This window comes from Modestobacter sp. VKM Ac-2984, assembly GCF_026967985.1.
Taxonomy (GTDB): domain Bacteria; phylum Actinomycetota; class Actinomycetes; order Mycobacteriales; family Geodermatophilaceae; genus Modestobacter.
In genome coordinates this window covers 128847-142464 of the sequence record NZ_JAPVBJ010000002.1, presented here as the reverse complement: position 1 = coordinate 142464, position 13618 = coordinate 128847, and the positions used below count along the sequence as shown (strand labels likewise).

Below are 13618 nucleotides of genomic sequence, written 5' to 3'. Positions count from 1 at the left end.
GATGCTGCGCCGTGCGCGCCGGGGGTGCCCGCCCACCAGGTCGCCCGCGTCCGCACCGGACCGTGCGGCGTCACGAGGACGACGAACGCCCCGGCCCGTCGCGGTCGGAGCGCGGAGAGGGGGTGGGCCGATGTGGGAGTACCTCGTCGACCGGCGCGGGCTGATCGCCTTCCAGGCCTTCCAGCACGTGAGCCTGGTCGTGCAGTGCGTGCTGCTGGCCACCGTGATCGCGATCGGGCTGGCCGTGCTGGCCTACCGCAGCCCGCGGCTCACCGGGCTGGCCAACGGCCTCTCCGCCATCGGGCTCACCATCCCGTCCTTCGCGCTGCTGGGCATCCTGCTGGCGCCGTTCGGGTTCGGGATCACCCCGGCGGTGCTGGCGGTGACGTTCTATGCCGCCCTGCCGATCCTGCGCAACGCCGTCGTCGGCCTGGCCGGCGTCGACCGCTCGCTGGTGGAGTCGGCCCGCGGCATCGGGATGAGCCGGCTGAGCACGCTGCTGCGGATCGAGCTGCCGCTCGCGTGGCCGGTGATCCTGGCCGGGATCCGGGTCTCCACCCAGATGGTCATGGGCATCGCCGCGATCGCCGCCTACGTGCTCGGCCCCGGCCTGGGCAGCTTCATCTTCTCCGGACTCTCCCGGCTGGGCGGTGCGAACGCACTGAACGCCACGCTCGTCGGGACCATCGCGATCGTCCTGCTGGCCCTCGTCCTCGACGTGGTGCTCGTGCTGGTCGGTCGCCTCACCACCTCGAGGGGCATCCGTGTCTGACACCATCGCTGAGACCGCCGGCGACACCGTCGAGCAGCCCGCCGGCGCCGAGCGCCAGGTCAGCGGCGTCTCCATCCGGCTCGAGGGCGTGACCAAGAGCTACCCCGGGCAGGCGAAGCCGGCCGTCGACGCGGTCGACCTGGACATCCCGGCGGGCCAGATGGTCATGTTCGTCGGCCCCTCCGGCTGCGGGAAGACCACGCTGCTGAAGATGCTCAACCGCCTGGTCGAGCCCACCAGCGGCAAGATCTTCCTGGGCGACGAGGACGTCACCGGCCAGGACGCCGACCAGCTGCGCCGCCGGATCGGGTACGTGATCCAGGCCGGCGGGCTCTTCCCGCACATGACCGTGGCCACCAACATCGGCCTGGTCCCCGGGATGCTCAAGTGGGACCGGAAGCGGATCGCCGCCCGGGTCGACGAGCTGCTCGAGCTGGTCGGCCTGGACCCCGACGTGTACCGCGACCGCTACCCCCGCGAGCTCTCCGGCGGCCAGCAGCAGCGCGTCGGGGTGGCCCGGGCGCTCGCCGCGGACCCGCCCGTGCTGCTGATGGACGAGCCGTTCGGGGCGGTCGACCCGATCACCCGCCAGCGGCTGCAGGACGAGTTGCTGCGCATCCAGGAGGAGCTGGGCAAGACGATCGTCTTCGTCACCCACGACTTCGACGAGGCGGTGAAGCTCGGCGACCGGATCGTGGTCTTCGACGTCGGCGCCCGCGTGGTGCAGTACGACACCCCGGAGGCGATCCTCGCCGACCCGGCGGAGGAGTACGTCGCCGACTTCGTCGGCGCCGGCGCGACGCTGAAGCAGCTGACCCTGACCCGGGTCGGCGACGTCGACCTGATCCACCCCCAGCAGGCCCAGGTCGGCGAGGACGCCGCCGAGGTCGTCCGCCGCGCCTCGGCCGCCGGGGAGAGGTACGTCGTGGTCACCGACCGCCGGGGCCGGCCGATCAGCTGGCCGTCCCTGGCGGAGCTGTCCCGGGTGGCCACCGTGCCCGACACCGTGGACGATAAGCTCCCGGTGGTCGGCCTGCGCTCCACCCTCAACGACGCGCTGGACACCATGCTCGCCGCCAGCCAGGGCGGCGTCGTCGTGACCGGCCGGGACGGCGTCGCCGGCGTCATGGTGGTGGAGACGGTGATGGCCGCGATCCAGCGCACCCGGGACGAGGTCGAGGGATGACGGCCCCCCGCCCCGCGGCCACCACGGCGTACCCCGAGACCGAGGTCGACGACGCGCTGGCCCAGACCCAGACGCCGACCACCGGCAGGTCGGACGAGGCCCGCGGTGCCTGGCGCGGGCTGCTCGTGCAGCCGGTCCTCGTGCTGGCCGGGGTGCTGGCCTTCGTCGTCTGGCGGTCGACCGCCGAGCTCGCCGACACCGAGCAGCGCCAGCTCGGCTGGAGCGTGCTGGGCCGCAGCATCGTCGAGCACCTGCAGCTCACCCTGCTCGCCGCCGCCGTCGTGCTGCTCATCGGCATCCCGCTGGGTGTCCTGCTCACCCGTGGGCCGTTCCGCCGGGCCACGCCACTGGTGCTCGGCGTGGCGAACACCGGCCAGGCGGCTCCGGCCATCGGGCTGTTCGTGCTGCTGGCCACCTGGCTGGGGTTCGGCTTCCGGTCCGCGGTCGTGGCCCTGGTGCTCTACACGGTGCTGCCGGTGCTGCGGAACACCATGGTGGGGCTGCAGGGCGTCGACGCGCGCCTGGTCGAGGCCGGCCGGGGGATGGGCATGAGCGCCCTGGCCGTCCTGCTCCGGGTGGAGCTGCCGCTGGCCGTGCCGGTCATCCTGGCCGGCGTCCGCACCGCCCTGGTCCTGCTCGTCGGCACCGCCACGCTGGCGACGTTCATCAGCGGCGGCGGCCTGGGTCAGCTGATCACCACCGGCATCAACCTCTCGCTGGACAGCCTGCTGTTCAGCGGCGCCGTCCTCGTCGCCCTGCTGGCGCTGGCCATCGACTGGCTCGGCCGCGTCGTGGAGCACGTCGCCCGACCGAAGGGACTCTGATGCGCACGCGCGCGACCACCGCCCTCTCCCTCGCGGCGGCCACGCTGCTCACCGGCTGCGGCCTGCAGGCCGCCACGCAGTACACCCCGGCCGCCGAGCCGGCCGAGATCCAGCCGATCGAGGGGGCAGCGGGCGAGGAGATCGTGGTGGGGTCGAAGAACTTCACCGAGCAGCTGATCCTCGGCAAGATCGCCGTGATCGCGTTGCAGACCGCCGGGTTCGACGTCGTCGACCGGACCAACATCCCCGGCTCGGTGCCGGCCCGGCAGGGCATGGTCAACGGCGAGATCGACATGGAGTGGGAGTACACCGGCACCGCGTGGCTCTCCTACCTCGGGGAGACCGCGCCGATCGCGGACCCGGTGGAGCAGTACGAGGCCGTCCGGGACGCCGAGCTGGCCAACGGCCTGACCTGGCTGCCGCCCGCGGAGGCCAACAACACCTACGCCTTCGCCGTCCGCAGCGAGGCGGTCGACGACCTCGGCGGGATCAGCACGCTGTCGGAGATCGCCGAGCTGCCGGTGGAGGAGCGCACCTTCTGCGTGGAGAGCGAGTTCGCCAGCCGCAACGACGGGTTCGTGCCGATGCTGGAGACCTACGGCCTGGAGCTCGGTGATGCGCAGGGCGTGCCGCGGGACAACGTCAGCACGCTGGACACCGGCGCGGTCTACGAGGCCACCGACCAGGGTGCGTGCAACTTCGGCGAGGTGTTCACCACCGACGGCCGGATCACGGCGCTGGACCTGACGGTGCTCGAGGACGACCGGGCGTTCTTCCCCAACTACAACATCTCGCCGGTGCTGCTCACCGAGACCTTCGAGGAGCACCCCGAGCTCGCCGACCTGTTCGGGCAGATCACCCCGCTGCTGACCAACGACGTGCTGCAGGAGCTGAACGCCCAGGTCGACGTGGCCGGTGAGCAGCCCGGGGACGTCGCGCTGGAGTGGATGGTCTCCGAGGGGCTCGTCGAGCCGGCCTGATCAGGGGCGGACCTGCTCAGCTGCGTGCGGCCAGCCCGCACATCCGGGTGACCAGGAACTCCACCGCCGCCTCGCTGTCGACGTCCTCGGCCACCGCCACCGCGGTGGCCGAGGACGACGTCGTCCGGCGGTCCACCAGGGTCTGCCCGCGCCCGGCGCCGTGCCCGGTGTCCACGACGACGTCCCGGCGCACGGTGGTCAGCGTGCCCGGCACGATCGCCTCGGTCAGCGCGAGGGCGTCGTGCACCACCACTCCCTCGACGCCGTAGCTGCTGCGGGCGTGGTCGACGTACTGCTGCAGGATCGCCGCCGCCCGGGCGCCGACCGGGCCGGCCGCGCCGAACCGGGCGATCCCCGCCGCGGTGAGCACCGTGGGCAGCGTGACGTCCAGCCCCACCAGCACGGTCGGCAGGCCGGTGCCGAACACCGCCGCGGCGGCCTCCGGGTCGGCCCACACGTTGAACTCCGCGGCCGCGGTCACGTTGCCGCCGCGGGTCGCCGAGCCGCCCATCACCACCAGCCGGCCGATCCGCGCCGCCGCCTCGGGGTACACGCCGATCAGCAGCGCGATGTTGGTCAGCGGGCCGATCGCGGCCACGGTCACCGGCTCCTCGCTGGCCAGCAGCAGCTCGGCCAGCGCCACCACCGCCGGCCGGGGGTCGACCGCGGCCGGGGACGGCGGCAGCGCGACGCCGCCCAGGCCCGCCGCCCCGTGCACGTGCCCGGCCCGCTCCGGCTGGGGGAAGACCAGCGAGGTGCGGGCACCGGCGGCCACCGGGACGTCCGACCGTCCCGCCAGGTGCAGCACCCGCAGCGCGTTCTCGGTCGTCTCGGCCAGGCCGACGTTGCCGTGCACCGTCGTCACCAGCTGCAGCTCGACCTCGGGACTGGCCAGCGCGAGCAGCACCGCCAGCGCGTCGTCGATGCCCGGGTCGGTGTCGATCACCAGGGGGGTGCGCATCCGACCATCCCACCAGACCAGACCGGCCCGACACGCCGGTGCGCCGGATCGGCGCCCGAGGTCATCGGCCGGCGACGGCGGCGCTGACCTGGCCTTTCGCCCGGCGTTGTCGACTAGTGCCCGGTGCCGGAGGCGGGTCATCGACCGCTGGAGAGGGGTCCGGCAACGGTTGGGTCACGCGGTCGGGAGGGGGTGTCCCGAACGGGGGTCCGGGGGCTCCGTCGTCCGTAACTTCTTCCTTGCCCGCGGCCCCTTCCCCGGCCGCGGCGACTACTTCCCCGGGAGGGCAGCAATGGCGATCCAGCTGGCACCGGTCCGGCCGACCACCCTGCCCGCCCCCCGGGAGACCGGGCGGCTCGGGCTGTTCGGCACCGACACCCCGGCGCCCAACACGACCGACCTGGCGTTCGGCCTGGCGGTCGGGCTGGCGTGCGGCGTGCTGGGCATGCGCCCCAGCCCGCTGGCGGACGACGACGTCCCGGTGCGCCCGGCCCGCTCCCGGCGCCGCCAGCTCGCCCGCCGCGCCGCCGGATGGGGCGCCGGCGAGGACGGTGCGCACCTGGCGTGGCGCCCGACCCCGCTGCCGGTCTACCGGCTGACCGACGGGCCGGCCCCGGCCGCGCGGCGTGCGGTGTCCGCGTCCCCGGTCGCCCCGGCGGTGCGGCCCGACCCCGTCCCGTCCTCGCGGCCGGCCGTGGACCACGAGCTCGAGGCCGCGATCGAGTTCGCCACCGACTTCTCCGTCGACCTGCTCACCACGCCCGTGCGGCTGGCTGCGCCGGCGCCGCGGCTGACCGCCCCGGTTCGGCAGTTGCTCAGCCGGCTGCGGGGCGTGCACCGGCGGGCGGCGGCCTGGGGCAGCGGCCCGAACGGTGCCTCGCTCAGCTGGGGGCGCCCGGTCCTGCCCCCGGTGCACCAGCTGACCCTGGCAGCGCTCCCCGAGCCCGAGCCGCGGCCGGCCCCGGTGGTCCTGCCGGCGCCCCGGCAGCCGGTCGACCTGCGGCCCGCCGACGTCGACCTGCGGCAGCACGACATCGACCTCCGGCATCGTGCGCCGGAGGACGACGACGCCCCGCCGATGCGGGAGCTGCCCAGCACGCCCACCGCACCGCCGCAGCCCCGCAGCGCGGCGACAGAGCCTCGCAGCGCGGCGACAGAGCCCCGCAGCGCGGCGACGGAGCTGCCGCGACGCAGCGCCGACCGGTCACCCTTCTCTAGGGTGGCTGGGTGTTCACCACGCGGCCGGAGCTCGCCGGCACCTTCGGGATGGTCGCCTCGACGCACTGGCTCGCCAGCGCCGCGGGCATGGCGACCCTCGAGGCCGGTGGGAACGCGTTCGATGCCGCGGTCGCTGCGGGCTTCACCCTGCAGGTGGTCGAGCCGCACCTCAACGGCCCGGGGGGCGAGGTCCCGATCCTCTTCGCCCGGAGCCCGCGGGCAGCCTCCGGCGCGGGGGTCCCCGTGGTGCTGTCCGGTCAGGGGGTCGCCCCCGCCGGCGCCACGATCGACGCCTTCGGGGACCTCGGTCTCGACCTGATCCCAGGCACCGGTCTCCTCGCCGCCACCGTGCCCGGCGCCCTCGGCGCCTGGCTGACCCTCCTGCGCGACCACGGCACCCTGCCGCTGGACGCCGTCCTCCGCTTCGCCATCGAGTACGCCGAGCACGGCCACCCGGTCCACCCCCGGGTCGCCGCGACCGTCGCCTCGGTCTCCGAGCACTTCCGCACCCACTGGCCGACCTCGGCCGCCACCTGGCTCGCCCCCGACGGAGCACCCCCCACCGCCGGCCGCCTGTTCCGCAACCCGGTCCTCGCCTCGACCTACCGCCGACTGCTCGACGCAGCGCGCGGACCCTCCCGAGAGGCGCAGATCGACGCGGCACTGGCGTCCTGGTACACGGGGTTCGTCGCCGAGGCGATCGACGAGTTCTCCCGGTCCCCGGTGATGGACGACTCCGGTCGTGCCCACCGCGGTCTCCTCACCGGTGAGGACCTGGCCAGCTGGGCCCCGAGGTACGAGCCGCCGGTCACCCTCGACTGGCAGGGGTGGACGCTCGCGAAGGCCGGGCCGTGGTCCCAGGGCCCGGCGCTGCTCCAGGCGCTCGCGATGCTGGACGGCCACCCGGCGGCAGGAGCCGGGGCCGGGTACGCGTCGGGCACCGCCGATGCCGACCTGGTCCACGTCAGCGCGGAGGCGGTGAAGCTGGCGATGGCCGACCGGGAGGCCTGGTACGGGGACACGGCCGAGGCCCCCGTGGACGACCTCCTCTCCACCAGCTACACCGAGCAGCGGCGGGCGCTGATCAGCGACCGGGCCAGCACCGAGCTGCGGCCCGGCTCGCCAGGGGGGCGCCCGCCCCGGCTCCCCGCGTTCGTCACCGACGCCGCCGCCGGCGTCCGGGTCGACCGCGGCACGATCGCCGGGGTCGGCGAGCCCACCGTCGACACTCGGGGCACCACCCGGGGGGACACCTGCCACGTCGACGTCGTCGACCGCTGGGGCAACCTCGTCTCGGCCACCCCCTCCGGCGGCTGGCTGCAGAGCTCGCCGGTCATCCCCTCGCTGGGCTTCGCGCTGGGCACCCGGGCGCAGATGTTCTGGCTGGAGCCCGGGCTCCCCAACTCGCTGCAGCCGGGCAAGCGGCCGCGCACCACGCTCACCCCGTCGCTGGCGCTGCGCGGCGGCGTGCCGACCCTGGCCTTCGGCACCCCCGGCGGTGACCAGCAGGAGCAGTGGCAGCTGTGCTTCTGGCTGGCCCACGTGCTCGGCGGGCTGGACCTCCAGGCGGCCATCGACGCACCGGCCTGGCACACCACCAGCTTCCCGTCGTCGTTCTACCCGCGGGCGATGTCCCCGGGCGAGCTCGTGGTGGAGTCCCGGCTCGGCGACGACACCATCGCCGAGCTGCGCCGTCGCGGCCACGAGGTCACCGTCTCCGACCCCTGGTCGCTGGGCCGGCTGTCCGCGGTTTCGGTCGACCCGGAGACGGGCGTGCTGCGGGCCGGGGCCAACCCGCGGGGAATGCAGGGCTACGCCGTCGGTCGCTGAGCCGTCGGTCGCTGAGCCGTCGGTCGCTGAGCCGTCGGTGGCCGGTCGGGCTCAGTTGGGCGCCTCCTCCTCGGCCAGCTCCTCGGGCACCACCGCGGCCAGGCAGCGCCGGATCGCCAAGGCGACGCTGCTGGCGGCGAACAGGTCGTCGTCGGTGTGCCGGCGGGCGCGCCGCAGCTGGCCCTCGAGGGCGTGCAGCTCGTCGTAGGCGTCGCGGGTCACGTCGGGGTCCGCGGTGGGGCCGTCCACCGAGCGCAGCACGTCGGCCAGCCCGCCGAGCGCCGAGGCCGCGGGCGGCCGCAGCGCCGGGCCGAGCGCCACGTGGGAGCGGTCGGCGGTCTCGGTCTCGGCGATCAGCTGGGTGAGGTCCTCCACCATGAGCGTCAGGCGTTCCAGCGCCCGGGCCTGGGCGTACTGCCGTTCGGCGTCCTGCTGGTGCCGCCGGGCCCGGAGGTTGCCCCGGCGGGCCTCGTCGGTCTGCTGCACCGCCGCGCGGGTCTGCGCCAGCACCGGGTCGATGGTGTGGATCCGGCCACGCCACTCGTCCTCGGTGGGTGGGTGCTCCTGCTGCAGGCCCTCGGCGAGGTCCTCCAGCTGGGTGGCCAGCAGGTCGCGCAGCCGGCCGAGCTCGGTCTGCGAGGGGGCCAGCGGCAGCGGTGGGAAGAGCGCCAGGACGGCCGTCCCGATCAGCGCACCGAAGAAGGTGAGCCCGGCGTAGCCCACCACGTAGTCCAGCGGGTCACCGCCGCCGATGATCAGCACGAAGAGCGCCGAGGTCGGCACCCAGCTGCCGGAGCCGCCCAGCCGGTGCCAGCCGGCGAGGACCACTCCGAGGGTCACCACGATGGCGACCCGGGCCACGACCGGGACGGGCAACGCGTCGACGGCCAGCGCCACCGCCGCGCCGATCGCGATCGCGGACACCGACTGCGCGGCCGACCGGGCCGAGCCGGCCAGGGTGGTGGAAATGGCGATCACCGCCCCGAACGGCGCGTAGTAGGGGTACTCCTGCGCCGGTCCCGGGATCAGGCGGGCGAGCGCCCAGGCGATCGTCGCCGCGATCGCGGCCCGCACGGCCAGGCCGATCTGCGGGTGCCGGGCCCAGCTGCGCTGCAGGGCACCGGCCCAGGAACGGGGGTGCCGCGAGCGTGGCCGGCCCACCTGCGACCGGGGGCGGGCGTTTCCGTCCATCCGGTCATCGTCCCCCGTGGGCAGCAGCGGCGCCCGGGATGGCCCTGTGCACTGCGCCGGTGCCACGAGGCATGATCAGTTCCGGTACGCAGCGGTGGAGACTCCCGCCGACGGGCGTACGGAGCGGGGGCGGGCAGGCGATGTCGGTGCACCACCCGGGTCGCGTGGCGCCGGTCGCCGGTCCCCTGCTGCAGCGGCTGACCGATCTGGCCGTCCGCTTGCTGGGGCCGGACGTCGCCCAGCTCTCGCTGGTCGGCGCGGTGCAGACGGCGGCCGTCGTCAGCGGCCCGGCTGCCGGGCCGGCGGGTGCCGAGGTGTCGCTGGCGGAGTCGCTGTGCGCCGTGACCGTCGAGGCGGGCCAGCCGCTCGTCGTCCGGGACGCGGCGCACGACCCCCGGGTCGCCGGCCGGCCGCCGGCCGCATCCGGTGCGGTCGGGGCCTACCTCGGGGTGCCGCTGGAGGGCATGGCAGCCGCCCTGTGCGTCTTCGGGGCCGAGCCACGCGACTGGACCGACCGGGACGTCGCCGTGCTCGAGCTGCTCGCCGAGTGCGCCGCGAGCGAGCTCCGGCTGGCCGGGGTCAGCGCGGAGTCGGAGGCCTCCGGGTGGCGGTGGGCGCTGGCCATCGACGCGGCCGAGCTCGGCAGCTTCGACTGGGACGCCGTCGCCGACCGGTTGATCTGGGACGACCGGTTGCTGCCCGTCTACGGCTGGGACCGCGCGCACTTCCCCGGCACGCTCAGCGCCCTGATCGAGCGGGTGCACCCGCACGACCGGGAGGGTGTCATCGCGACGATCAGCGCGGCGCTGGCGACCGGGGACGGCTTCGACCAGGAGCACCGGGTCCAGCTGCCCGGCGGCGAGGTCCGCTGGGCGCGTGCCCGTGGCCGCGCCGTCCTGGACGACACCGGGGCGGCGGTCCGGATCGTCGGGGTGGCGCACGACTCCACGGACCAGCGACGGGCCGAGGCTCAGGTCTCCCGGGTGCTGGAGTCGATGCCGGCGGCCTTCTTCTCCCTCGGCCGGGACTGGTCCTTCACCTACGTCAACGCCGAGGCCGAGCGGCTGCTGGGCAACGGCCGGGCGGAGTTGCTGGGCGGCGACCTCTGGGAGCTCTTCCCCGCGGCGGCAGGCAGCGACTTCGAGCGGCACTACCGGCACGCGATGGACAGTGGTGAGCCGGCGCTGTTCCAGGCGTGGTACCCGCCGCCGCTGGACAGCTGGTACGAGGTGCGGGCCTGGCCCAGCGACGAGGGCCTGTCGGTGTACTTCCTCGACATCACCGAGCGTCGCCGCGCCGAGGAGGCCACCCGCCGGGACGCCGAGCGCCTCACGCTGGTCGCCCGGGTGTCGGACGTCCTCTCCACCGCGCTCGTCGACCGGCGGGGTGCGCGCGGTGCCCTGCAGGAGATCGTGCAGGCCGTCGTGCCGGACCTGGCCGACTGGGCGATCGCCAGCCTGGTCGAGGAGGACGGCCGGCTGCACGACGTGGCCAGCTGGCACCGGGACGCGGCCGGCCGTCCGGTCGCGGCCACGTACGCCCGGCTCCGGCTGGCGGCGCTCACCAGCACCGCCCCGATCGTGGAGGCCCTGGCGACCGGTGAGGTCATCGTCGTCCCGGACGTGGCGGCCGCCGTGGGGAACGGGCTGCCGGAGGGCGAGGTCCGGGAGGCGTACTGGGTGCTGGACCCCGGGACGGCGGTGGCGCTGGCGCTGGTCGCCCGCGGGCAGGTGCTGGGGGCGATGACCCTCTACCGCGACCGGGACCGGGCCCCGATGGACGCCCGGGAGCTCGAGCTGCTGCGGGAGGTCGCCGACCGGGTGGCGGTCGCGTTGGACGGTGCGGCGTTGCAGGAGCAGCAGCGACGGATGGCCGAGGAGCTGCAGCGCAGCCTGCTCACCGACCCGCCGGAGTCCGACCACTGCGAGATCGCCGTGCGCTACGTGCCCGCCGTCCAGGCCGCCCAGGTGGGTGGCGACTGGTACGACGCCTTCTCCCAGCCCGGCGGGGCGACGGTGGTGGCCATCGGGGACGTCGTCGGCCACGACACGGTCGCCGCCGCGGCCATGGGGCAGCTGCGCAGCCTGCTGCGCGGCATCGCCTACAGCGGCGGTGCTGGGCCGGCCGCGGTGCTCACCGACCTCGACCGCGCGATGGAGGGGTTGCAGGTGCGCACGCTGGCCACCGCGGCCGTGGCCCGGCTGGAGCGCGCGCAGGTCGACCGGGACCGTGGCGAGACCCGGCTCCGCTGGTCCAACGCCGGCCACCCGCCGCTGCTGGTGCTCACCCCCGGCGGGCGGGTGGAGGTGCTGGCCACGGAGCGGGCGGACCTCATGCTCGGGGTCGACCCGGGCACCTCCCGGCGCGAGCAGGTGACCGTGCTGGAGCACGGGTCGACCGTGCTGCTGTACACCGACGGCCTGGTCGAGGGCCCCGACCTGCCGCTGGACGAGGGCGTCGCCCGGCTGGTCGGGTTGCTCGCCGAGCTGGGGGAGGTGCCGCTGGAGCAGCTGCTGGACCAGATCGTCGTCCGGATGCGCCCGCAGGGGTCCGAGGACGACGTCGCGCTGGTCGCCGTCCGGCTGTACCGGGAGGACGTGCCCCAGCCGTTCGAGGTCGGGCCGGACGTGTCGTCGCCGGGGAGCTGAGCCGGCTCGGCGGCGCGGGACTCAGCGGCGGGGGAGCAGCGCCCAGACGCTCTTCTGGCCGTCGGTGAGGTGCCAGCCGTGCGCGTCGGCCATCTCGGCGATCAGGTAGAGGCCGAGCCCGCCCTGGCTGGGGTCGCGGCCGATCGCCGGCTGCGGGGGGCGCTGGGCCGCGGAGTCGCGCACCTCGATCAACCAGGCGTGCGGCGTCCGCTGGACCCGCGCCTGCACGCCGCCGCCCCCGTGCCGGAGGGCGTTGGAGGCCATCTCGTCGAACGCGAGGACGACGGCCTCGTCGAGCTCGATCGCCTCGCGGTCGCCCCGGGACTCCTCGGCCAGCCCGCGGCGCAGCTGGGCGCGCACCCGGGGGAGCTCCGCCACGCTGCTCAGCGCCCAGTGCCAGCCGTCCTCGGCGGGCGGCGGAGGGGACGACGGCCACGCAAGGCTGGTGCGCTCGCCCGTCACCCGGTCTCCTCGCTCTCTGGCCGCCGCGTCTTCACGGCGAACCCCTGTCTTGTCTCGGCAGGGGCAGGTCTAATCATGAACCCGATGTGATGCCCACCTCACCGGTCCGGGGTGGGTCCCGCCAGTCGACCGGCGCGTCGCCCTCAGCCGGTGAGCGCGGCCAGGTGGTCCCGCACGGACGACGGATCGCGCATCACCCCGCCCATCACCGCCACGCCCCGGGCGCCGGCGGCGAGACAGCCGGCGACGTCGTCGGGGCCGATGCCGCCCAGCGCGTAGACCGGCGGCCCGTGCGGGACCAGCTCCGCCAGGCCGGCCAGCCCGAGCGCCGGGCCGTGGCCGGGCTTGGAGGCGGTCAGGAACACCGGGGACAGGAAGGCGTGGTCGCAGCCCTCGGCCCGGGCCCGGGCCAGTTCAGCGGCGGTGTGGCAGGAGCGCCCCAGCCAGGTGGGGCGCGGCGTCGGCAGGGGGTCGGCCGCCGACAGGTGGACGGCGGCCCGCCCTGCGCTGCCGGCGGCGCCCGCCCACACCAGGACGCCGCCCACCGGGGTCAGCAGGGCCTGCAGCTCGGTGGCCAGCAGCGCCCGCTCGGCGAGCGGGAGGTCCTTCTCCCGCAGCACCACCGCCCGTGCGCCGGCGTCGACGGCGGTGGCCACGGTGGCGGTCAGGCTGCCCCGGCACTGCGTGCGGTCGGTGAGCACGAGGAGCCGCGGCAGGCTCACAGCTCGGGCAGCCCCTGCATCGACGTGGAGGCCTCGGCCAGCCACCGGCGCGGGATCCGGCCCGCCCCGCGGGCCAGCCGGCCACCCTCGACGGCCTGCCGCATCGCCAGCGCCATCTGCACCGGCTCCCGGGCCCGGGTCACCGCCGAGGCCAGCAGCACCGCGTCGCAGCCCAGCTCCATCGCCAGGGCGGCGTCCGAGGCGGTGCCGATGCCGGCGTCCAGCACCACCGGCACGCTGACCTCCTCCCGGAGCAGGGCGATGTTGTACGGGTTGCGGATGCCCAGTCCGCTGCCGATCGGTGCGCCCAGCGGCATGACCGCGGCGCAGCCGACGTCGGCCAGCCGCCGGCCGAGGATCGGGTCGTCGGTGGTGTAGGCGAGCACGGTGAAGCCGTCGGCGACCAGCTGCTCGGCGGCGTCCAACAGCTCCACGGCGTCGGGCAGCAGCGTGCGGTCGTCGCCGATGACCTCCAGCTTGACCCAGTCGGTCCCGAAGGCCTCCCGGGACAGCTTCGCGGTCAGCACCGCCTCCCGCGCGGTCTGGCAGCCGGCGGTGTTGGGCAGCAGCCGCACCCCGCAGCGGTCGAGCACCTCCAGCATCGCGCTGCCCGCCGCCGCCTCCACCCGGCGCAGCGCCACGGTCACCAGCTGGGTGCCGGAGGCGCGGACCACCCGCTCCAGCACCTCCAGGCTGGGCAGGCCGCCGGTGCCCAGGATCAGCCTGGAGGTGAACGTCTCCCCGCCCAGGGTGAACGGGTCGGCGGCCTCCTCCTGCTCGAGCGCGGGGGCCAGTTCCTCGGTCAGTTCGTGGTCTTCTTCCAC

General features: G+C 75.3%; 11 protein-coding genes. 6 read left to right on the top strand and 5 right to left on the bottom strand.

The features are described from left to right. The first annotated feature begins 130 nt into the window (after positions 1 to 130). Genes O2W16_RS04580 through O2W16_RS04565 form a run of 4 tightly spaced genes read left to right on the top strand, consistent with a single transcriptional unit; the run spans position 131 to position 3762 of the window. Positions 131 to 772 (top strand): ABC transporter permease, encoded by a 642-nt coding sequence (locus O2W16_RS04580; RefSeq protein WP_269157628.1) that lies wholly within the window; start codon positions 131 to 133, stop codon positions 770 to 772. Then, on the top strand, positions 765 to 1958 hold the full coding sequence (locus tag O2W16_RS04575) for an ABC transporter ATP-binding protein (protein WP_269157627.1): 1194 nt from the start codon (positions 765 to 767) through the stop codon (positions 1956 to 1958). The genes O2W16_RS04580 and O2W16_RS04575 overlap by 8 nt, the downstream gene beginning before the upstream one ends. After that, a complete protein-coding gene (locus O2W16_RS04570; protein WP_269157626.1) occupies positions 1955 to 2782 on the top strand; it encodes an ABC transporter permease in 828 nt (275 codons plus the stop codon). The genes O2W16_RS04575 and O2W16_RS04570 overlap by 4 nt, the downstream gene beginning before the upstream one ends. Next, positions 2782 to 3762, top strand: a complete 981-nt coding sequence (locus O2W16_RS04565; RefSeq protein WP_269157625.1) for a glycine betaine ABC transporter substrate-binding protein — start codon at positions 2782 to 2784, stop codon at positions 3760 to 3762. The genes O2W16_RS04570 and O2W16_RS04565 overlap by 1 nt, the downstream gene beginning before the upstream one ends. 16 nt (positions 3763 to 3778) lie before the next feature. Here O2W16_RS04565 and O2W16_RS04560 read toward each other — a convergent pair whose 3' ends face one another. Beyond that, positions 3779 to 4723, bottom strand: coding sequence for a nucleoside hydrolase (locus tag O2W16_RS04560; RefSeq protein ID WP_269157624.1), 945 nt, complete (start codon positions 4721 to 4723; stop codon positions 3779 to 3781). Positions 4724 to 5950: 1227 nt separating this feature from the next. Here O2W16_RS04560 and O2W16_RS04555 point away from each other — a divergent pair. Next, entirely contained in the window at positions 5951 to 7771 is a 1821-nt protein-coding gene (locus O2W16_RS04555) for a gamma-glutamyltransferase family protein (RefSeq protein WP_269157623.1), read from the top strand. Between the two features lie 51 nt (positions 7772 to 7822). Here the strand turns inward: O2W16_RS04555 and O2W16_RS04550 are convergent, their stop codons facing one another. After that, positions 7823 to 8962 carry an FUSC family protein gene (locus O2W16_RS04550; protein WP_269157622.1) on the bottom strand — a complete coding sequence of 380 codons (1140 nt, stop codon included), beginning with the start codon at positions 8960 to 8962 and terminating at the stop codon, positions 7823 to 7825. A 164-nt stretch (positions 8963 to 9126) separates the two neighbouring features. On the opposite strand from O2W16_RS04550, the gene O2W16_RS04545 reads away from it, so the two are divergent. Next, the gene (locus O2W16_RS04545; RefSeq protein WP_269157621.1) at positions 9127 to 11610 is read left to right on the top strand and encodes a SpoIIE family protein phosphatase; all 2484 of its coding nucleotides are present in this window, start codon (positions 9127 to 9129) and stop codon (positions 11608 to 11610) included. 21 nt (positions 11611 to 11631) lie between these two features. Here O2W16_RS04545 and O2W16_RS04540 read toward each other — a convergent pair whose 3' ends face one another. The 3 genes from O2W16_RS04540 to O2W16_RS04530 all read right to left on the bottom strand — a co-directional run bounded on the left by O2W16_RS04540 (position 11632) and on the right by O2W16_RS04530 (position 13618). Beyond that, positions 11632 to 12072: an ATP-binding protein gene (locus tag O2W16_RS04540; RefSeq protein ID WP_269157620.1), complete on the bottom strand. Its 441-nt coding sequence runs from the start codon at positions 12070 to 12072 to the stop codon at positions 11632 to 11634. A gap of 143 nt (positions 12073 to 12215) precedes the next feature. Continuing rightward, positions 12216 to 12794, bottom strand: a complete 579-nt coding sequence (locus tag O2W16_RS04535; RefSeq protein ID WP_269157619.1) for a thiamine phosphate synthase — start codon at positions 12792 to 12794, stop codon at positions 12216 to 12218. Beyond that, positions 12791 to 13618 (bottom strand): thiazole synthase, encoded by an 828-nt coding sequence (locus tag O2W16_RS04530; protein ID WP_269157618.1) that lies wholly within the window; start codon positions 13616 to 13618, stop codon positions 12791 to 12793. Before O2W16_RS04530 ends, O2W16_RS04535 begins: the two co-directional genes overlap by 4 nt.